Source organism: Microbacterium soli (genome assembly GCF_039539005.1).
GTDB lineage: Bacteria > Actinomycetota > Actinomycetes > Actinomycetales > Microbacteriaceae > Microbacterium > Microbacterium soli.
This window is the reverse complement of the sequence record NZ_BAABCP010000001.1, coordinates 1955984-1972860: the sequence shown is the minus strand read 5'-3', so window position 1 is coordinate 1972860 and position 16877 is coordinate 1955984. Positions and strand designations below refer to the sequence as shown.

The window sequence follows — 16877 nt, the reverse complement described above, 5'->3', positions numbered from 1 at the left end:
CTGCGGGGCGGCGGGCTCCGTGTCGAGCAGTCTGCAGTCCTACTCGGCCTTCTCCTCGGCGGGAGCGTCCTCGGCCGTGGTCTCCTCGACGGGGGCATCGGCCGTGGTCTCCTCGGCGGGAGCATCGGCCGTGGTCTCCTCGACGGTCTCCTCGGCGGGGGCGTCCTCGGTCTTCTCAGCCTTGGCAGCGGGCTTCGCGGCCTTCTTCACCTTCGGGGTGACGGGATCGAGCACCAGCTCGATGACGGCCATGGGGGCGTTGTCGCCCTTGCGGTTGCCGATCTTGGTGATCCGGGTGTATCCGCCCTCGCGCTCGGCGACCAGCGGTGCGATCTCGCTGAACAGGACGTGCGCGGCCTCCTTGTTGGAGCGCAGCACGGTCAGTGCGCGACGGCGGGCGTGCAGGTCGCCGCGCTTGCCGAGCGTGATGAGACGCTCCGCCAGCGGACGGAGCCGCTTCGCCTTGGTCTCCGTGGTCTTGATCGACTTGTGGATGAAGAGCGCTCCTGCGAGGTTCGCGAGAAGAAGGCGCTCGTGGGCAGGACCGCCTCCGAGGCGGGGACCCTTGGTGGGCTTGGGCATAATCTAACTCCTGGTCGGAAAGATGTCGGGTATCAGAAGGACTCGTCCTCGGTGCCGCTGTAGAAGTGGGCGCCGTCGAAACCGGGCACCGAATCCTTCAGCGACAGACCGAGCGAGACGAGCTTGTCGCGCACCTCGTCGACCGACTTCTGACCGAAATTGCGGATGTTCATCAGCTGCGTCTCGGAAAGGGCGACCAGCTCCGAGACGGTGTTGATGCCCTCGCGCTTGAGGCAGTTGTAGGAGCGCACCGACAGATCGAGGTCTTCGATCGGCATGGACAGCTCGCTGGAGAGCACGGCCTCGACAGGCGCGGGGCCGATCTCGATGCCCTCGGCCTCGACATTCAGCTCGCGGGCGAGGCCGAACAGCTCGGTGAGGGTCTTGGCCGCCGAGGCGACGGCGTCGCGCGGGCTGATGGACGACTTCGTCTCCACATCGAGGACGAGCTTGTCGAAGTCCGTCCGCTCACCGGCGCGGGTCGCGTCGACGCGGTAGGCGACCTTGAGAACCGGGGAGTAGATCGAGTCGACGGGGATCTGACCGGCCTCGGCGTACTCGTTGCGGTTCTGCGAGGCGGACACGTAGCCGCGGCCGCGCTCGATCGTGAGCTCGAGCTCGAAGCGGGCGGTGTCGTTGAGCGTCGCGATGACCAGGTCGGGGTTGTGCACCTCGACGCCCGCCGGAGCGGAGATGTCGGCTGCGGTGACCTCGCCGGCGCCCGTCTTGCGCAGGTAGGCGGTGATGGGCTCGTCGCGCTCGCTGGAGACGACCAGCTGCTTGATGTTGAGGATGATCTCGGTCACGTCCTCCTTCACACCGGGGATCGTGCTGAACTCGTGCAGCACGCCGTCGATGCGAATGGTGGTGACGGACGCACCGGGGATCGAGGAGAGCAGGCTGCGACGCAGCGCATTGCCGATCGTGTATCCGAAGCCGGGCTCCAGCGGCTCGATGACGAACCGACTGCGGTTCTCGGAGATCTTTTCCTCGGTGAGAGTGGGACGCTGTGCGATGAGCACTATGTGTTCCTTTCGATCACATGCCCGCTATATGACATGTGTTTGGTGAGGTCTTGAGTTGTGGGGATCTGCGGGCGACTGAGCCCTGCGGGCCCCGACTGGTCGAGGGCCCTGCAGGGCTGACGTCGCGCGATCAGACGCGGCGGCGCTTCGGCGGGCGGCAGCCGTTGTGCGCCTGCGGGGTGACGTCCTGGATGGACCCCACCTCGAGGCCGGCGGCCTGCAGCGAGCGGATCGCGGTCTCGCGGCCCGAACCCGGACCCTTCACGAACACATCGACCTTCTTGACGCCGTGCTCGGCCGCCTGACGGGCGGCGGATTCCGCCGCCATGCCGGCGGCGTACGGGGTCGACTTGCGCGAGCCCTTGAAGCCCACGCCGCCCGACGACGCCCAGCTGACGACGGCGCCTGAGGGGTCGGTGATCGAGACGATGGTGTTGTTGAACGTCGACTTGATGTGGGCCTGGCCCAGTGCGATGTTCTTCTTCTCCTTGCGGCGCGGCTTGCGCGCGGCGGTCTTGGGTGCAGCCATGAAAGTGTTCTCCTATTCCCTGGCCGCTTAGCGGGCCTTCTTCTTGCCGGCGACGGTGCGCTTCGGGCCCTTGCGGGTGCGGGCGTTGGTCTTGGTGCGCTGTCCGCGGACGGGAAGACCGCGACGGTGGCGGATGCCCTCGTACGAGCCGATCTCCACCTTGCGGCGGATGTCTGCAGCGACCTCGCGGCGCAGGTCGCCCTCCACCTTGTAGTTGCCTTCGATGTGGTCGCGGAGGGCCACGAGCTGCTCGTCGGTGAGGTCCTTGACGCGGATCGACTCGTCGATCCCGGTGGCCTTGAGGATCTCGGCGGAGCGGGTGCGGCCGATGCCGTAGATGTAGGTGAGGGCGATCACCACGCGCTTGTCGCGCGGGATGTCGACGCCGGCAAGACGTGCCATGCGGTTCTCCTGGAATGTTGTGGAGGTGTGGAGCAGCATCCGTTCCCGGGCCTCCGCCCCGGGGTGTCCGCCGCGTGCGCGGCATCCGATGCTGCCTGTGTTCGATATTGAGTTGTGGGTGGGTTTCGACTCGCTTGCGCTCGCTCGACCTTGACGTTCGCGTGCCGGCGCGGCTTCGCCGCCTCGACACCACTCACATCAACCCTGGCGCTGCTTGTGGCGCGGGTTGCTCTTGCAGATCACCATGACGCGACCGTGACGACGGATCACGCGGCAGTGGTCGCAGATGGGCTTGACGCTGGGGTTGACCTTCATGTTGTTTCCTGTTCGCTGTCTTCGTGCGCTCCTGACCCTCCGACGAACGGAGCGGCCGGGATCGCCGTTACTTCTCGGCCGATCAGCGGTAGCGGTAGACGATGCGGCCGCGGGTGAGATCGTAGGGGGAGAGCTCCACGACCACGCGGTCCTCGGGGATGATGCGGATGTAGTTCTGCCGCATCTTTCCGGAGATCGTCGCCAGGACCTTGTGACCGTTGCTGAGCTCGACGCGGAACATCGCGTTGGGAAGAGCCTCGGAGATCACGCCCTCGATCTCGATGACACCGTCTTTCTTAGCCATAGCCTCGCTGACGCTTCTGCAGATCGGCCGATCTGCGGTGGATGGGTGATGATCGGTGCCACCTCACGCGGACACGCCGAGAAAAGGCGCACAGCACCAAGGGTCCATAATAGACCGTCCACGCCTGTCGGGCAACTCGGGTCAGCTGATGAGGTCGACGAACTTCTGGAAGTCGGCGCTGTCCTGCATGTTCAGTCGCGTGCCGTTGATGTCCACGGTGGGGGTTCCCGCGACTTCGTGCTTCTTCGCCTGCGCGGCGCCGAACTTCCGGTAGGTCTCGTCCGTGATGCAGGACACCGCGTCGTCAGCGCCGACCTGCGCGGCGTAGTCGGCCAGTCGGCTGGTCTCCAGTCCCGGGGTGTTCTCGGCCGGCTGGTTGTCGAAGAGCAGCTGGGCGAAGTCGAGGTACGCATCCGGGTGGGTCTCGGCGACGCACACCGCCGCGCCGGCGGAACGCGACGAGTAATCGGTGCCCTGGGAGTACCGGTCGAGGATCGCGACGGGGTGATACGCCAGCGTGATCCTGTCGCCTTCGGCGGCCTCCATCAGCTGCGCGCCGAACTGCTCCTCGAAATCCCGGCAGATCGGGCACTGGAAGTCCACGAACACGTCGATGACGTCCTTGCCCTCGCCGAAGGTGATCGCGCCGCTCTCGGCGTCGAACTCCTGGCTGCTGACGGGTGCAGGGCCGGCATCCGTGGCCATGTTGTTCATCCACACCACGACGGCGCCGAGCGCGATGAGTGCGACGACGACGACGATGGAGATCACGATGGCGAACCAATTGCGCTTGCTCTGGGCCTGAGCCATGACAGTCCGATCCTCTGCAGAAATGGTCCCCCCATTCTGCCGTGGGCACGCTATGCCTCCCCTGTGACCCTCTCCCGTACCCGGATGGCTGCGCGCACGGTCCGACGGCGACCGGGCTACGGGATCGGCACGGGCGTCACGCCGAAGGGGGCGAGGCCCGCAGCTCCGCCGTCCGCCGCGGTCAGCACCCAGATGCCGCCGGCGTGCCGGGCGACGCTGTGCTCCCAGTGCGCCCCGTCGGTCCCGTCGACGGTCGAGACCGTCCAGTCGTCGTCCTCGACGAGCGTCGCCTCTCCGCCGGCGGTGACCATCGGTTCGATGGCCAGGACCAGTCCGTCGCGGATCTCGGCGCCCGCGTCCGGCGTCCGGTAGTTGAACACGCTCGGCGCTTCATGCATCTTCCGTCCGATGCCGTGCCCGACGTACTCGCGCAGGATGCCGTAGGTCGCCCCCGAGACCGCGGAGGGGCCCTGTGCCTCGATGTGGTCCTGGATGGCCGCGCCGACCTGACCGACGTGCGTCGCGGATGCCATCGCGGCGATCCCCGCCCACATCGACCCCTCCGTCACACGGGAGAGCTCCTGCCTGCGGGCGACGAGCTCCGGGCGCGCGGGATCGGGTACGACGAAGGTACGCGCGCTGTCGCCGTTCCAGCCCTGATACTGCGCACCGCAGTCGACGGACACGATGTCGCCGGGCTGCAGCATCAGCTCGCCGGGGATGCCGTGCACCACCTGCTCGTTGACCGACACGCAGGTGGTGTGGCGATACCCGCGCACGAGTTTGAAGTTCGACTCCGCGCCGCGCTGGAGGATCACGCGCTCCGCGGCGGCGTCCAGCTCCGCCGTGGTCACGCCGGCGCGCATCAGCGGACGCACCGCGTCCAGGGCGGCGGCCGTGATCAGTCCGGGCTCGACCATCGAGCGCAGCTGTGCGGGGGTCTTGTAGATCGACTTGCGGAACATCGGGTGCGTGCGCTCAGGCCGACATCACGATACCGCGAGCGCCCAGCGCCGCAGAGATGCGCGCGGTGATCTCGTCGAGCGTGCCGACCCCATCGATGCGGTCGACGACGCCCCGCGGCTCGTACACCGAGATGATGGGCGCCGTCTCGTTCTGATAGATGTCCAGACGACGCGCGATGGCGTCGTCGGTGTCGTCCGAGCGCCCCTGCTCGACCGCGCGCAGGCGAAGCCTGGCGATGCTCTCCTCGCGCGGCACATCGAGCAGGATCACCGCGTCCAGCGCCGCACCCGCACCGGCGAGGAACTCGTCGAGATGATCGACCTGCGCGGTGTTGCGGGGGTATCCATCGAGGAGGAAGCCCGCCGCCGCATCGGCCTGGGAGAGCCGGTCACGCACGATCTCACTGGTCAGCTCGTCCGGCACGAGGTCACCCGCATCGAGGATGGCGGTCACCCGTCGGCCGAGCTGGGTGCCCTCCTTGATGTTGGCGCGGAAGATGTCGCCGGTGGAGACGACGGGGATGTCCAGCGCCCCTGCCACGCGCACGCCCTGCGTGCCCTTGCCCGAGCCCTGCGGACCGACGATCAGCAGACGAGCGGATGCGGTCATCGGAGGAGCCCTTCGTAATGGCGCTGCTGGAGCTGCGCGTCGATCTGCTTGACGGTCTCGAGCCCGACACCCACGATGATGAGGATGGAGGCGCCGCCGAACGGGAAGTTCTGGTTGGCCTGCACCGTCGCCAGCGCGATCAGCGGGATCAGCGCGACGATGCCGAGGTACAGCGAGCCGGGGAACGTGATGCGGGTGATCACGTAGTCGAGGTACTCCGCCGTCGGACGTCCCGCACGGATGCCGGGGATGAACCCGCCGTACTTCTTCATGTTGTCGGCGATCTCGACCGGGTTGAAGGTGATCGCGACGTAGAAGAACGTGAAGCCGATGTTCAGCAGGAAGTACACCAGCATGTACAGCGGCTGGTCGCCGGAGACGAGGTAGGTCGACACCCAGGCCACCCAGGCCGGGGGCTCGGAGCCGTCGGTGGGCGTGTTGAACTGCGCCACGAGCATGGGCAGGTACAGCAGCGACGAGGCGAAGATGATCGGGATCACACCGGCCATGTTGACCTTGATCGGAATGTACGTGTTCGTGCCGCCGTAGGTGCGGCGCCCCACCATGCGCTTGGCGTACTGCACGGGCACCCGGCGCTGGGACTGCTCCACGTACACGATCAGCGTCATCACGATCAGACCGATGATGAGCACGAGCAGGAAGACGTCGAAGCCCCTGGCCTCCTCGATCCCCCACATGGCCGACGGGAAGGTCGCGGCGATGGAGACGAAGATCAGCAGCGACATGCCGTTGCCGATGCCCCGCTCGGTCACCAGCTCGGCCATCCACATGATGAGGCCCGTGCCGGCGGTCATCGCCATGATGACCAGCAGCTGCGCCCACCACACGTCGTTGGTGAGCAGATTCTGGCAGGCGGAGACGCTCGTCTGACCGAACAGCTGACCGCTTCGTGCCACGGTCACCAGGGTGCTGGACTGCAGCAGGGCGAGAGCGATGGTGAGGTAACGGGTGTACTGCGTGAGCTTGGTCTGGCCCGACTGCCCTTCCTGGTGGAGGGCCTCGAAGTGCGGGATGACGACGCGCAGCAGCTGCACGATGATCGTCGCGGTGATGTAGGGCATCACACCCAGCGCGAAGATGGACAGCTGCAGCAGCGCTCCACCGGAGAAGAGGTTCACGAGGCCGAGCAGACCATCGGTGCCGGAGTTCGCGGCAAGGCACTCCTCGACGTTCGGGAAGTGCACGAACGGCGACGGCACGTTCGAGCCGAGGCGGTACACGGCGATGATTCCGATGGTGAAAAGGATCTTCGCACGAAGGTCGGGGGTGCGGAAGATTCGCGCGATGGCGCTAAACAAGGGCGTTCCTCCTGAAGGGCTTGCCGAACATCGAAGGACGGCCGAAAGTCCAGCGTAGCGCACGGAAGGGGCCGGAGAATCTCCGACCCCTTCGTACGCTCACGGCTGTGCGATCAGTCGACCGAGCCACCGGCCGCCAGGATCTTCTGCTCGGCGCTGCCGGACACCTTGTCCACGGACACGGAGAGCTTGACCGAGATGTCGCCGTCGCCCAGGACCTTGACCTTCTCGTTCTTGCGCACGGCGCCCTTGGCGACCAGGTCGCCCACGGTGACGTCTCCGCCCTCCGGGTACAGCTCGGCGAGCTTGGCCAGGTTCACGACCTGGTACTCGACGCGGAACGGGTTCTTGAACCCGCGCAGCTTCGGGGCGCGCATGTGCAGCGGCATCTGCCCGCCCTCGAAGCCCAGCCGCACGGTGTTGCGGGCCTTGGTGCCCTTGGTGCCGCGGCCGGCGGTCTTGCCCTTCGAGGCCTCACCGCGACCGACACGGGTCTTCGCGGTATTGGCGCCGGGGACCGGACGCAGGTGGTGCACCTTCAGCACGGCGGGGCGGTCGGCGACGGCTTCCTTCTCGGCCGCCGACTTCTTGCCCGCGGCCTTCGCCGGCGTGGCCTTGGCCGTGCTCTTGGCGGCGGATGCCGGCTTCTTGGCGGCGGCCTTGGGAGCCGCGGCCTTCTTCTCGGCCGCCTTGGGAGCCTCGGCCTTCTCGGCCTTCTCGGCCTCGTTCTTCTCAGCCATTAGTCGATCTCCTCAACCTTGACGAGGTGAGCGACGGCGCGGACGTAGCCGCGCGTCTGCGCGTCGTCCGGACGGACGACCGAGTCGCCGATCCGCTTGAGCCCGAGCGAACGCAGCGTGTCACGCTGGTTCTGCTTCTCACTCACCTTGGACTTGATCTGCGTGACCTTGAGGCGCTCGGCCATCAGGCACCTACCTTCTGCGCGGCGGCGGCAGCGGCCTTCGCCTCGTTGCGGATGATGATCTCCGGCACGACGGCGTCGTAGTCCAGGCCACGGCGGGCCGCGACGGCGCGCGGCTCCTCGAGACCCTGCAGCGCCTCGACGGTGGCGTGCACGATGTTGATCGTGTTCGACGAGCCCAGCGACTTCGAGAGCACGTCGTGGATGCCCGCGCACTCCAGCACAGCACGGACCGGACCACCCGCGATGACACCGGTACCGGCGGCGGCCGGACGCAGCAGCACGACACCCGCGGCGGACTCGCCCTGCACGGGGTGCGGGATGGTCGAGCCGACGCGCGGCACGCGGAAGAAGTTGCGCTTGGCCTCTTCGACGCCCTTCGAGATGGCGAGCGGGACCTCGCGCGCCTTGCCATAGCCGACGCCGACCAGCCCGTTGCCGTCGCCGACGACCACGAGGGCGGTGAAGCTGAACCGACGGCCGCCCTTGACGACCTTCGAGACGCGGTTGATGGTGACCACGCGCTCCAGGAACTGGTTGTCGCCACGGTCGCGCGAGTTGCGGTCGCGGCCCTGACCGCGGTCGCGGCCACCGCGACGGCCGTCACGCTGCTCGCGCTGCGGCTCGGCCTGAGCCGCAGCCTCGGCAGGAGCGGTTTCGGTCACTTCGTTCTCCTTGTTGTCACTCACAGTGCCAGACCCCCTTCACGGGCGCCCTCGGCGATCGCCGCGACACGACCGGCGTAGCGGTTGCCGCCGCGGTCGAAGACGGCCTCGGAAAAGCCGGCGGCCTTGGCGCGCGCGGCGAGAAGCTCGCCCACCTTGCGGGCCTTGGCGGTCTTGTCACCGTCGAAGGAGCGCAGGTCGGTCTCGAGCGTGGAAGCGGATGCCACGGTGTGGCCCCTGCTGTCATCCACCAGCTGCACGAACACGTGGCGTGCGGAGCGGGTGACGACCAGGCGCGGACGCGCCTCGCTGCCGATGATCTTCTTGCGAAGACGGGCGTGGCGACGAGCGCGGGCGGCGGACTTGGACTTGAGAGCCATTGGTTACTTACCAGCCTTTCCGGCCTTGCGACGCACGACCTCGCCGGCGTAGCGCACACCCTTGCCCTTGTACGGCTCGGGCTTGCGGATCTTGCGGATGTTGGCGGCCGCCTCACCGACAGCCTGCTTGCTGATGCCGCTGACGGTGAGCTTGTTCGTGCCCTCGACCGTCAGCGTGATGCCGGCCGGCGGGTCGACGAGGACCGGGTGCGAGAAGCCGAGGGCGAACTCGACCGAGCTGCCCTTCTGCTGCACACGGTAACCGGTGCCGACGACCTCGAGGCCCTTGGAGTAGCCCTGGGTCACGCCGATGATGTCGTTCTGGATGAGCGTACGGGTCAGACCGTGGAGCGACCGGGACTCGCGCTCGTCGTCGGGGCGGGTGACCAGGACCTGGCCCTCCTGGACCTCGACCTGGATGGGGGATGCGACCGTCAGGGTGAGCTCGCCCTTGGGGCCCTTCACCGCGACCTCGCGGCCGTCGACCGAGACGGTCACACCCGCGGGGATCTCGATGGGAAGTCGTCCGATGCGCGACATGTCAGATCACCACACGTAGGCGAGAACTTCTCCGCCCACGCCCTTCTGCTCGGCCTGGCGGTCGGTGAGGAGACCGGAGGAGGTGGACAGGATGGCGACGCCCAGACCGCCGAGGACCTTGGGCAGCTCGGTCGACTTCGCGTAGACGCGGAGACCGGGCTTCGACACGCGCTTGATGCCGGCGATGGAGCGCTCGCGGTTGGGACCGTACTTGAGCGACAGGGTGAGGCTGCTGCCGACGCGCGCGTCGGTGACCTCGAAGCCGGCGATGTAGCCCTCCTGCTGGAGGATCTCCGCGATGTTCTTCTTGAGCTTGCTCGACGGCATCGACACGGAATCGTGGTGCGCCGAGTTCGCGTTGCGCAGACGGGTCAGCATGTCTGCGACCGGGTCTGTCATCGTCATAGTGTGATTCCTTCGATCATGAGGTTCCGGCTGCCGTTACACGACAGACGGCCTGCAATGAATGGGACGCGTCCGAGTGGACGCACGATCTTCAATTGTACGGGCCGTCCGACGGGCTCGTCGACCGCGTGGATCGCCGAGCCCGTCGAGCCGGTCATGCCGCCGCGTCGGCGGCCTTGAACGGGAAGCCGAGCGCGCGCAGGAGCGCGCGACCCTCGTCATCCGTCTTGGCCGTGGTGACGACGGTGATGTCGAAGCCGCGCACGCGGTCGATCTTGTCCTGATCGATCTCGTGGAACACGCTCTGCTCCTGGAGACCGAAGGTGTAATTGCCGTTGCCGTCGAACTGATCGCCGGACAGGCCGCGGAAGTCCCGGATGCGGGGCAGCGCGAGGTTCACGAGCCGGTCCAGGAACTCCCACGCACGATCGCCGCGGAGGGTGACGTGCGCGCCGATGGCCTGACCCTCGCGCAGCTTGAACTGCGCGATGGATTTGCGGGCCCTCGTGACGACCGGCTTCTGACCGGTGATCCTGGACAGGTCGTCGATGGCGCCCTCGATCACCTTGCTGTCGCGAGCGGCTTCGCCGACGCCGGTGTTGACGACGACCTTCACCACACCCGGGATCTGCATGACGTTGGCGTAGCCGAACTGCTCCTGCAGAGCCTTCTTGATCTCAGTGTTGTACTTGGCCTTCAGGCGGGGCTGCACCTTGACAGCCTCCGCAGCCTCAGCAGCTGCCATCAGAGGTCCTTACCTGACTTCTTCGCGTAGCGCACGCGGACCGTGCGCTTCACGCCGTCCTTGACCTGCTCCTCGACGCGGTGGCCGACACGGGTCGGCTTCTTCGTCGAGGGGTCCACGACGGCGACATTGGAGATGTGGATCGGGGCCTCGACGGTCTCGATCCCACCCGTCTTGGTGCCGCGCTGGGACTGTCCGACGCGCGTGTGCTTGGTGACGTAGTTCACGCCCTCCACCACGACGCGGTTCTGCTCGACGAGGACGTCGAGGACCTTGCCCTGCTTGCCGCGGTCGCCGCCCTTGGACTGCCTGCGACCGGTGATGACCTGAACCAGGTCGCCCTTCTTGATCTTCGCCATGATCAGATGACCTCCGGGGCGAGCGAGACGATCTTCATGAACTTCTTGTCACGGAGCTCACGACCGACCGGTCCGAAGATGCGGGTGCCGCGGGGCTCCCCGTCGTTCTTCAGGATCACGGCGGCGTTCTCGTCGAACTTGATGTACGAGCCGTCTGCACGGCGCGTGGACTTCACTGTGCGGACGATGACGGCCTTGACGACATCGCCCTTCTTGACGTTGCCACCGGGGATCGCGTCCTTGACCGTCGCGACCACGGTGTCGCCCAGACCCGCGTAGCGGCGGCTGGAGCCGCCGAGGATGCGGATCGTGAGCAGCTCCTTCGCGCCGGTGTTGTCGGCGACCTTGAGGCGGGACTCGTTCTGGATCACTTTGCCTTCTCCAGGATCTCCACCAGACGCCAGCGCTTGGTGGCGCTCAGCGGGCGGGTCTCGTTGATGAGGACGAGGTCGCCGATGCCGGCGGTGTTGCCCTCATCGTGCGCCTTGACCTTCGAGGTCCGGCGGATGACCTTGCCGTACAGCGGGTGCTTCACGCGGTCCTCGACCTCGACGACGATGGTCTTGTCCATCTTGTCGCTGACGACGTAGCCGCGGCGGGCCTTGCGGTAACCGCGGGCCCGTTCCTCGCGCACGTCGTGCGCGGAGTGCTCGGCGGCCTCAGCTGCCTTCTTCTCAGCCATTACTCGGCCTCCTCCTTCGGCGCGTCGGCCTCCGCGGCCTTCTTCGCCTTCGCCTTGGACGCCTTCTTGACCGGAGCCTCGGCGGGAGCGGGCGTCGCACGGATGCCCAGCTCGCGCTCGCGGATCACGGTGTAGAGGCGCGCGATGTCGCGCTTGACGGCGCGAATGCGGCCATGGCTCTCCAGCTGGCCGGTGGCCGACTGGAAGCGGAGGTTGAACAGCTCCTCCTTGGCCTTGCGCAGCTCCTCGACGAGGCGCTGGTCTTCGAACGTGTCGAGCTCTGCGGGTGCGAGCTCCTTGGTGCCGATCGCCATTACGCGTCGCCCTCCTCGCGCTTGATGATGCGTGCCTTGAGAGGCAGCTTGTGAATGGCCCGGGTGAGGGCCTCGCGAGCGAGCTCCTCGTTCACTCCCGCGACCTCGAAGAGGACACGGCCCGGCTTGACGTTGGCGACCCACCACTCGGGGGAGCCCTTACCGGAGCCCATGCGGGTCTCGGCGGGCTTCTTGGTGAGGGGACGGTCGGGGTAGATGTTGATCCACACCTTGCCGCCGCGCTTGATGTGACGGGTCATCGCGATACGAGCGGACTCGATCTGACGGTTGGTCACGTACGCGGGGGTGAGGGCCTGGATGCCGTAGTCGCCGAAGGAGACCTTCGTGCCGCCGGATGCCTGGCCGGTGCGTCCCGGGTGGTGCTGCTTACGGAACTTGACCTTGCGAGGGATGAGCATTATGCCGACGCTCCTTCTGCGACAGGCGCCTCGTTGCGGGGCGCGCGACGACGATCGCCGCGCTCGCGCTGCGGCTTCATGTTGGCCTGCTCGCGGGCGAGCTCCTTGTTGGTGAGGTCGCCCTTGTAGATCCACACCTTCACGCCGATGCGGCCGAACGTGGTCCGAGCCTCGTAGAAACCGTAATCGATGTTCGCGCGCAGCGTGTGCAGCGGCACCCGACCCTCGCGGTAGAACTCCGAGCGGCTCATCTCGGCGCCGCCGAGGCGGCCGGAGACCTGGATGCGGACGCCCTTGGCGCCGGCGCGCTGCGCGCCCTGCAGACCCTTACGCATCGCGCGACGGAACGCCACACGGGCGCTCAGCTGCTCGGCGATGCCCTGGGCGACCAGCTGAGCGTCGGCCTCGGGGTTCTTGACCTCGAGGATGTTCAGCTGGATCTGCTTGCCGGTGAGCTTCTCGAGGTCGCCGCGGATGCGCTCGGCCTCGGCGCCGCGGCGACCGATGACGATGCCCGGGCGCGCGGTGTGGATGTCCACGCGCACGCGGTCGCGGGTGCGCTCGATCTCGATGTTCGAGACGCCGGCGCGGTCGAGCTGCGTCTGCAGCAGGCGACGGATCTTGATGTCCTCGGCGACGTAGTCGGCGTAACGCTGCCCGGGCTTGGTCGAGTCCGAGAACCAGCGAGACACGTGATCCGTGGTGATGCCGAGGCGGAAGCCGTACGGGTTGACCTTCTGGCCCATTACTTGCTCGCCTTCTTCGTCGTGGCCGCCGAGTCGCTGTCAGCGACCTCGGGCGTGGCCAGCACGACCGTGATGTGGCTCGTGCGCTTCTTGATCTGGGACGCGCGTCCCTGAGCACGGGGCTGGAACCGCTTGAGCGTGGTGCCCTCGTCGACGTACGCGTTCTTCACGTACAGATCCTGCTCGTCCAGGAACTCGCCGTCGCGATCGGCCTTGACCTGTGCGTTCGCCATGGCGGCGTGCACGAGCTTGTAGATCGGCTCGCTGGCGCCCTGCGGGGCGAACTTCAGAATGGCCAGTGCTTCCTGCGCCTGCTTGCCCTTGATGAGCGCGACGACACGACGAGCCTTCTGAGGGGTCACGCGGATGTGCTTGACGCGTGCGATGGAATCCACCATTTCTCTCCTCCTCTGCTTCTCTCCGGAGCGTCGCCGCGTCAGCGGCGACGGCCCTTCTTGTCGTCCTTCTCATGGCCGCGGAAGGTGCGGGTGGGCGCGAACTCGCCCAGCTTGTGGCCGACCATGGACTCCGTCACGAACACCGGGATGTGCTTGCGCCCATCGTGCACCGCGATCGTGTGGCCCAGCATGGCCGGGACGATCATCGAACGGCGGGACCAGGTCTTGATGACGTTCTTGGAGCCGGCCTCGTTCTGCACGACCACCTTGCGAAGCAGGTGCTCGTCGACGAAGGGGCCCTTCTTAAGACTGCGTGGCATCGTCCTCTACTCCTACTTGCGCTTCTTGCCGGTGCTGCGGCGACGCACGATGTACTTGTCGCTTTCCTTGTTGGCGTGGCGGGTACGGCCCTCGGCCTGACCCCACGGGGAGACCGGATGGCGACCACCGGAGGTCTTGCCCTCACCACCACCGTGCGGGTGGTCGACCGGGTTCATGACGACACCGCGGACGGTCGGGCGGACGCCCTTCCAGCGGTTGCGGCCCGCCTTGCCCCAGCTGATGTTCGACTGCTCGGCGTTGCCGACCTCGCCGATGGTCGCGCGGCAGCGCGCATCGACGTTGCGGATCTCGCCGGAGGGCAGACGCAACTGGGCGTAGGGGCCGTCCTTCGCGACCAGGCGCACGGAGGCGCCGGCCGACCGAGCCAGCTTCGCCCCGCCGCCGGGACGCAGCTCGATCGCGTGGACCACGGTGCCGGTGGGGATGTTCTTCAGCGGCAGGTTGTTGCCCGGCTTGATGTCGGCGCTCGCGCCCGACTCGACGACGGCGCCCTGCTTGAGCCCGTCCGGCGCGAGGATGTAGCGCTTCTCGCCGTCGACGTAGTGCAGCAGCGCGATGCGCGCGGTGCGGTTGGGGTCGTACTCGATGTGAGCGACCTTGGCGTCGATGCCGTCCTTGTCGTTGCGACGGAAGTCGACGACGCGGTACTGGCGCTTGTGTCCACCGCCGATGTGACGGGTCGTGATGCGGCCCTGGTTGTTGCGGCCGCCGGTCTTCGCCAGCGGACGCAGCAGCGACTTCTCCGGCGTCGATCGGGTGATCTCGGCGAAGTCGGCCACCGACGAACCGCGGCGACCCGGGGTCGTGGGCTTGTACTTGCGAATAGCCATAGTCTGTCCTTGTCCCCCGGTCAGCTGACTGCCGTGAAGATGTCGATGGAGCCCGACTTCAGCGCGACGATGGCGCGCTTGGTGTCCTTGCGCTTGCCTGTGCCGAAGCGGGTGCGACGGGCCTTGCCGACGCGGTTGATCGTGTTGACCGAGGCCACCTTGACGCCGAAGATCTTCTCGATGGCGAGCTTGATCTCGGTCTTGGAGGCGCGGGGGTCCACGAGGAAGGTGTACTTGCCCTCGTCGATCAGCCCGTAGCTCTTCTCGGAGACGACCGGGCCCAGGATGATGTCGCGCGGGTCCTTGTTCAGGGCCGTGGCGAGAATGTTCTGCTCAGTCATGCCGAGACCTCCTCGGTTGCGCCGGTCTTCGAGGCGATGAAGGCCTCGAGGGCGGCCTTGGTGAAGACGATGTCGTCGGAGACGACCACGTCGTAGGCGTTGAGCTGATCGAAGCTGAGCACGTGCACGTTCGGCAGGTTGCGGACGCTCTTCACGGTCAGCTCGTCGCTGCGCTCGATGACGACCAGCACGTTCTTCGGACCGGCGACGGCGGCGAGCAGACCCGCAGCGGTCTTGGTCGAAGGAACGGTGCCGGCCACGAAGGCCTCGACGGCGTGCAGGCGCTCACCGCGGAAGCGGTCGCTGAGCGCGCCCAGCAGGGCGGCGGCGATCATCTTCTTGGGGGTGCGCTGCGAGTAGTCGCGGGGCTTGGGGCCGTGGACGATGCCACCGCCGGTCATATGCGGCGCGCGGATCGAGCCCTGGCGGGCGTTGCCCGTGCCCTTCTGCTTGAAGGGCTTGCGGCCGGCGCCGGAGACTTCGCCACGACGCTTGGTCGAGTGCGTGCCCTGGCGGGCCGCGGCGAGCTGCGCGACGACGACCTGGTGGATCAGAGGGACGTTGGTCTTGACGTCGAAGATCGCGGCGGGCAGCTCGATGGAGCCGGCCTTCTTGCCGTCGACCGCGATGACGTCGAGCGCGAGAGTCGAGTCAGCCATGGTCAGGCACCCTTCACTGCGTTGCGGACGAAGACGATGCGACCACGTGCGCCGGGGACGGCGCCCTTGACGAGCAGCAGGCCCTTCTCGGCGTCGACGGCGTGCACCGTGAGGTTGAGGACGGTCACGCGCTCGCCGCCCATGCGGCCGGCCATGCGCATGCCCTTGAAGACACGGCTCGGGGTCGACGAGGCGCCGATCGAACCGGGCTTGCGATGGTTGCGGTGCGCACCGTGCGAAGCCGAGACGCCCTTGAAGTTGTGGCGCTTCATGACACCCGCGGTGCCCTTGCCCTTGCTGGTGCCGACGACGTCGACCAGCTGGCCGGCCTCGAAGGTGCCCTCGGCGGTCAGCTCCTGGCCGAGAGAGTACTCACCGGCATCCGCCGTGCGGATCTCAGTGACGTGACGACGCGGTGTGACGCCGGCGGCCTCGAAGTGAGCGGTGAGCGGCTTGTTGACCTTGCGGGGGTCGATCTGGCCGTAGGCGATCTGAACGGCGCTGTAGCCGTCCTTCTCGGGGGTGCGGATCTGGGTGACCACGTTGGGAGCCAGCTCGATGACGGTGACGGGGACGACCTTGCCGTTCTCGTCCCAGACCTGGGTCATGCCGAGCTTGGTGCCGAGCATGCCCTTGGAGATCTTCGCGTTGATGTCAGTCATGTCGATCCTTACAGCTTGATCTCGATGTTGACATCGGCCGGGAGGTCGAGGCGCATCAGCGAGTCGACGGCCTTGGGCGTCGGGTCGATGATGTCGATCAGGCGCTTGTGGGTGCGCATCTCGAAGTGCTCGCGGCTGTCCTTGTACTTGTGGGGAGAACGGATCACGGCGATCACGTTCTTCTCCGTCGGAAGCGGCACCGGGCCGACGACAGTCGCGCCTGCACGGGTCACGGTGTCGACGATCTTGCGCGCCGACGTGTCGATGACCTCATGGTCATACGACTTCAGGCGAATGCGGATCTTCTGTCCCGCCATTGTCTGCTCTCTCTCTATAAGCGTCGTACCGTCCGGGGCCGGGCGGCCCCGGGGCATTGGACGCACCTCGGCGCTGCTCGCGCCTCGGCACTCGATCGGCTCCGAAGAGCCTCTCTGCGCACCACTGTTCTGCTGTCATCCCACGCGCCGGAGCGTGCGGGTCCCGACCTCCTGCCATGCAGGCGCACCAGGACCTCCGTGAGGAGGTGTCGGATTGTGTCGTTCTGCTGCCCGCGGCCTAGAACCCTGCGGACGCCCGGGAGGGGCTCGCCGTCTATGCACTCTCGTGA

Annotated in this window: 30 protein-coding genes; all 30 read right to left on the bottom strand. The window is 67.1% G+C overall.

The genetic code is table 11. The features are described 5' to 3' along the window. Positions 1–39: 39 nt before the first annotated feature. Positions 40–582: a 50S ribosomal protein L17 gene (rplQ, locus tag ABD770_RS09225; RefSeq protein ID WP_344819256.1), complete on the bottom strand. Its 543-nt coding sequence runs from the start codon at positions 580–582 to the stop codon at positions 40–42. A 32-nt stretch (positions 583–614) separates the two neighbouring features. Beyond that, entirely contained in the window at positions 615–1604 is a 990-nt protein-coding gene (locus ABD770_RS09220) for a DNA-directed RNA polymerase subunit alpha (protein WP_344819255.1), read from the bottom strand. Positions 1605–1737: 133 nt separating this feature from the next. Then, positions 1738–2136 (bottom strand): 30S ribosomal protein S11, encoded by a 399-nt coding sequence (gene rpsK / locus ABD770_RS09215; RefSeq protein ID WP_344819253.1) that lies wholly within the window; start codon positions 2134–2136, stop codon positions 1738–1740. Positions 2137–2163: 27 nt separating this feature from the next. After that, positions 2164–2538 carry a 30S ribosomal protein S13 gene (gene rpsM / locus ABD770_RS09210; RefSeq protein WP_344819252.1) on the bottom strand — a complete coding sequence of 125 codons (375 nt, stop codon included), beginning with the start codon at positions 2536–2538 and terminating at the stop codon, positions 2164–2166. 198 nt (positions 2539–2736) lie between these two features. Then, a complete protein-coding gene (gene rpmJ / locus ABD770_RS09205; protein ID WP_071644008.1) occupies positions 2737–2853 on the bottom strand; it encodes a 50S ribosomal protein L36 in 117 nt (38 codons plus the stop codon). A gap of 82 nt (positions 2854–2935) precedes the next feature. Beyond that, entirely contained in the window at positions 2936–3157 is a 222-nt protein-coding gene (gene infA, locus ABD770_RS09200) for a translation initiation factor IF-1 (protein ID WP_017201569.1), read from the bottom strand. 141 nt (positions 3158–3298) lie between these two features. Next, entirely contained in the window at positions 3299–3967 is a 669-nt protein-coding gene (locus tag ABD770_RS09195) for a DsbA family protein (RefSeq protein WP_344819251.1), read from the bottom strand. Positions 3968–4083: 116 nt separating this feature from the next. Next, a complete protein-coding gene (gene map / locus ABD770_RS09190; RefSeq protein ID WP_344819250.1) occupies positions 4084–4932 on the bottom strand; it encodes a type I methionyl aminopeptidase in 849 nt (282 codons plus the stop codon). Between the two features lie 13 nt (positions 4933–4945). Further along, on the bottom strand, positions 4946–5542 hold the full coding sequence (locus ABD770_RS09185; RefSeq protein ID WP_344819249.1) for an adenylate kinase: 597 nt from the start codon (positions 5540–5542) through the stop codon (positions 4946–4948). Next, entirely contained in the window at positions 5539–6861 is a 1323-nt protein-coding gene (secY, locus tag ABD770_RS09180) for a preprotein translocase subunit SecY (RefSeq protein WP_344819248.1), read from the bottom strand. Before secY ends, ABD770_RS09185 begins: the two co-directional genes overlap by 4 nt. A gap of 113 nt (positions 6862–6974) precedes the next feature. After that, positions 6975–7601 (bottom strand): 50S ribosomal protein L15, encoded by a 627-nt coding sequence (rplO, locus tag ABD770_RS09175; protein WP_344819247.1) that lies wholly within the window; start codon positions 7599–7601, stop codon positions 6975–6977. Then, positions 7601–7786, bottom strand: a complete 186-nt coding sequence (rpmD, locus tag ABD770_RS09170) for a 50S ribosomal protein L30 (protein ID WP_071640253.1) — start codon at positions 7784–7786, stop codon at positions 7601–7603. Before rpmD ends, rplO begins: the two co-directional genes overlap by 1 nt. After that, complete coding sequence (gene rpsE, locus ABD770_RS09165) at positions 7786–8472, bottom strand: 30S ribosomal protein S5 (RefSeq protein WP_344819246.1); 687 nt, start codon at positions 8470–8472, stop codon at positions 7786–7788. Before rpsE ends, rpmD begins: the two co-directional genes overlap by 1 nt. After that, on the bottom strand, positions 8469–8828 hold the full coding sequence (gene rplR, locus ABD770_RS09160) for a 50S ribosomal protein L18 (protein ID WP_344819245.1): 360 nt from the start codon (positions 8826–8828) through the stop codon (positions 8469–8471). The genes rpsE and rplR overlap by 4 nt, the downstream gene beginning before the upstream one ends. A 3-nt stretch (positions 8829–8831) precedes the next feature. After that, the gene (gene rplF, locus ABD770_RS09155) at positions 8832–9368 is read right to left on the bottom strand and encodes a 50S ribosomal protein L6 (RefSeq protein WP_344819244.1); all 537 of its coding nucleotides are present in this window, start codon (positions 9366–9368) and stop codon (positions 8832–8834) included. Between the two features lie 6 nt (positions 9369–9374). Beyond that, positions 9375–9773 (bottom strand): 30S ribosomal protein S8, encoded by a 399-nt coding sequence (rpsH, locus tag ABD770_RS09150; RefSeq protein ID WP_344819243.1) that lies wholly within the window; start codon positions 9771–9773, stop codon positions 9375–9377. Between the two features lie 154 nt (positions 9774–9927). Next, positions 9928–10518, bottom strand: a complete 591-nt coding sequence (rplE, locus tag ABD770_RS09145) for a 50S ribosomal protein L5 (RefSeq protein ID WP_344819242.1) — start codon at positions 10516–10518, stop codon at positions 9928–9930. Next, positions 10518–10877, bottom strand: a complete 360-nt coding sequence (gene rplX, locus ABD770_RS09140; RefSeq protein ID WP_344819241.1) for a 50S ribosomal protein L24 — start codon at positions 10875–10877, stop codon at positions 10518–10520. The genes rplE and rplX overlap by 1 nt, the downstream gene beginning before the upstream one ends. Positions 10878–10879: 2 nt before the next feature. Then, positions 10880–11248, bottom strand: coding sequence for a 50S ribosomal protein L14 (gene rplN / locus ABD770_RS09135; RefSeq protein ID WP_344819240.1), 369 nt, complete (start codon positions 11246–11248; stop codon positions 10880–10882). After that, complete coding sequence (rpsQ, locus tag ABD770_RS09130; RefSeq protein WP_344819239.1) at positions 11245–11559, bottom strand: 30S ribosomal protein S17; 315 nt, start codon at positions 11557–11559, stop codon at positions 11245–11247. Before rpsQ ends, rplN begins: the two co-directional genes overlap by 4 nt. After that, on the bottom strand, positions 11559–11873 hold the full coding sequence (gene rpmC, locus ABD770_RS09125; RefSeq protein ID WP_344819238.1) for a 50S ribosomal protein L29: 315 nt from the start codon (positions 11871–11873) through the stop codon (positions 11559–11561). The genes rpsQ and rpmC overlap by 1 nt, the downstream gene beginning before the upstream one ends. Continuing rightward, the gene (gene rplP / locus ABD770_RS09120) at positions 11873–12292 is read right to left on the bottom strand and encodes a 50S ribosomal protein L16 (RefSeq protein ID WP_344819236.1); all 420 of its coding nucleotides are present in this window, start codon (positions 12290–12292) and stop codon (positions 11873–11875) included. Before rplP ends, rpmC begins: the two co-directional genes overlap by 1 nt. Then, positions 12292–13038: a 30S ribosomal protein S3 gene (rpsC, locus tag ABD770_RS09115; protein WP_344819235.1), complete on the bottom strand. Its 747-nt coding sequence runs from the start codon at positions 13036–13038 to the stop codon at positions 12292–12294. The genes rplP and rpsC overlap by 1 nt, the downstream gene beginning before the upstream one ends. Beyond that, positions 13038–13436: a 50S ribosomal protein L22 gene (gene rplV, locus ABD770_RS09110; protein ID WP_344819234.1), complete on the bottom strand. Its 399-nt coding sequence runs from the start codon at positions 13434–13436 to the stop codon at positions 13038–13040. The genes rpsC and rplV overlap by 1 nt, the downstream gene beginning before the upstream one ends. 38 nt (positions 13437–13474) lie before the next feature. Beyond that, a complete protein-coding gene (rpsS, locus tag ABD770_RS09105; protein ID WP_344819232.1) occupies positions 13475–13756 on the bottom strand; it encodes a 30S ribosomal protein S19 in 282 nt (93 codons plus the stop codon). Positions 13757–13768: 12 nt separating this feature from the next. After that, positions 13769–14608 carry a 50S ribosomal protein L2 gene (gene rplB / locus ABD770_RS09100; RefSeq protein ID WP_344819231.1) on the bottom strand — a complete coding sequence of 280 codons (840 nt, stop codon included), beginning with the start codon at positions 14606–14608 and terminating at the stop codon, positions 13769–13771. Between the two features lie 20 nt (positions 14609–14628). Then, the gene (gene rplW / locus ABD770_RS09095) at positions 14629–14949 is read right to left on the bottom strand and encodes a 50S ribosomal protein L23 (protein ID WP_344819230.1); all 321 of its coding nucleotides are present in this window, start codon (positions 14947–14949) and stop codon (positions 14629–14631) included. After that, positions 14946–15608 (bottom strand): 50S ribosomal protein L4, encoded by a 663-nt coding sequence (gene rplD, locus ABD770_RS09090; RefSeq protein WP_344819229.1) that lies wholly within the window; start codon positions 15606–15608, stop codon positions 14946–14948. Before rplD ends, rplW begins: the two co-directional genes overlap by 4 nt. 2 nt (positions 15609–15610) lie before the next feature. Further along, positions 15611–16270 carry a 50S ribosomal protein L3 gene (gene rplC / locus ABD770_RS09085; protein ID WP_344819228.1) on the bottom strand — a complete coding sequence of 220 codons (660 nt, stop codon included), beginning with the start codon at positions 16268–16270 and terminating at the stop codon, positions 15611–15613. Between the two features lie 8 nt (positions 16271–16278). Continuing rightward, a complete protein-coding gene (gene rpsJ, locus ABD770_RS09080) occupies positions 16279–16587 on the bottom strand; it encodes a 30S ribosomal protein S10 (protein ID WP_092547990.1) in 309 nt (102 codons plus the stop codon). Between the last annotated feature and the right edge of the window lie 290 nt (positions 16588–16877).

Excerpts from the sequence above, each read along its gene's own strand:
- rplQ (WP_344819256.1), bottom strand. The coding sequence starts at position 582 with ATGCCCAAGCCCACCAAGGGTCCCCGCCTCGGAGGCGGTCCTGCCCAC.
- rpsK (WP_344819253.1), bottom strand. The coding sequence starts at position 2,136 with ATGGCTGCACCCAAGACCGCCGCGCGCAAGCCGCGCCGCAAGGAGAAG.
- rpsM (WP_344819252.1), bottom strand. The coding sequence starts at position 2,538 with ATGGCACGTCTTGCCGGCGTCGACATCCCGCGCGACAAGCGCGTGGTG.
- rpmJ (WP_071644008.1), bottom strand. The coding sequence starts at position 2,853 with ATGAAGGTCAACCCCAGCGTCAAGCCCATCTGCGACCACTGCCGCGTG.
- infA (WP_017201569.1), bottom strand. The coding sequence starts at position 3,157 with ATGGCTAAGAAAGACGGTGTCATCGAGATCGAGGGCGTGATCTCCGAG.
- ABD770_RS09195 (WP_344819251.1), bottom strand. The coding sequence starts at position 3,967 with ATGGCTCAGGCCCAGAGCAAGCGCAATTGGTTCGCCATCGTGATCTCC.
- map (WP_344819250.1), bottom strand. The coding sequence starts at position 4,932 with ATGTTCCGCAAGTCGATCTACAAGACCCCCGCACAGCTGCGCTCGATG.
- ABD770_RS09185 (WP_344819249.1), bottom strand. The coding sequence starts at position 5,542 with ATGACCGCATCCGCTCGTCTGCTGATCGTCGGTCCGCAGGGCTCGGGC.
- rplO (WP_344819247.1), bottom strand. The coding sequence starts at position 7,601 with ATGGCTGAGAAGAACGAGGCCGAGAAGGCCGAGAAGGCCGAGGCTCCC.
- rpmD (WP_071640253.1), bottom strand. The coding sequence starts at position 7,786 with ATGGCCGAGCGCCTCAAGGTCACGCAGATCAAGTCCAAGGTGAGTGAG.
- rplR (WP_344819245.1), bottom strand. The coding sequence starts at position 8,828 with ATGGCTCTCAAGTCCAAGTCCGCCGCCCGCGCTCGTCGCCACGCCCGT.
- rplF (WP_344819244.1), bottom strand. The coding sequence starts at position 9,368 with ATGTCGCGCATCGGACGACTTCCCATCGAGATCCCCGCGGGTGTGACC.
- rpsH (WP_344819243.1), bottom strand. The coding sequence starts at position 9,773 with ATGACGATGACAGACCCGGTCGCAGACATGCTGACCCGTCTGCGCAAC.
- rplE (WP_344819242.1), bottom strand. The coding sequence starts at position 10,518 with ATGGCAGCTGCTGAGGCTGCGGAGGCTGTCAAGGTGCAGCCCCGCCTG.
- rplX (WP_344819241.1), bottom strand. The coding sequence starts at position 10,877 with ATGGCGAAGATCAAGAAGGGCGACCTGGTTCAGGTCATCACCGGTCGC.
- rpsQ (WP_344819239.1), bottom strand. The coding sequence starts at position 11,559 with ATGGCTGAGAAGAAGGCAGCTGAGGCCGCCGAGCACTCCGCGCACGAC.
- rpmC (WP_344819238.1), bottom strand. The coding sequence starts at position 11,873 with ATGGCGATCGGCACCAAGGAGCTCGCACCCGCAGAGCTCGACACGTTC.
- rplP (WP_344819236.1), bottom strand. The coding sequence starts at position 12,292 with ATGCTCATCCCTCGCAAGGTCAAGTTCCGTAAGCAGCACCACCCGGGA.
- rpsC (WP_344819235.1), bottom strand. The coding sequence starts at position 13,038 with ATGGGCCAGAAGGTCAACCCGTACGGCTTCCGCCTCGGCATCACCACG.
- rplV (WP_344819234.1), bottom strand. The coding sequence starts at position 13,436 with ATGGTGGATTCCATCGCACGCGTCAAGCACATCCGCGTGACCCCTCAG.
- rpsS (WP_344819232.1), bottom strand. The coding sequence starts at position 13,756 with ATGCCACGCAGTCTTAAGAAGGGCCCCTTCGTCGACGAGCACCTGCTT.
- rplB (WP_344819231.1), bottom strand. The coding sequence starts at position 14,608 with ATGGCTATTCGCAAGTACAAGCCCACGACCCCGGGTCGCCGCGGTTCG.
- rplW (WP_344819230.1), bottom strand. The coding sequence starts at position 14,949 with ATGACTGAGCAGAACATTCTCGCCACGGCCCTGAACAAGGACCCGCGC.
- rplD (WP_344819229.1), bottom strand. The coding sequence starts at position 15,608 with ATGGCTGACTCGACTCTCGCGCTCGACGTCATCGCGGTCGACGGCAAG.
- rplC (WP_344819228.1), bottom strand. The coding sequence starts at position 16,270 with ATGACTGACATCAACGCGAAGATCTCCAAGGGCATGCTCGGCACCAAG.
- rpsJ (WP_092547990.1), bottom strand. The coding sequence starts at position 16,587 with ATGGCGGGACAGAAGATCCGCATTCGCCTGAAGTCGTATGACCATGAG.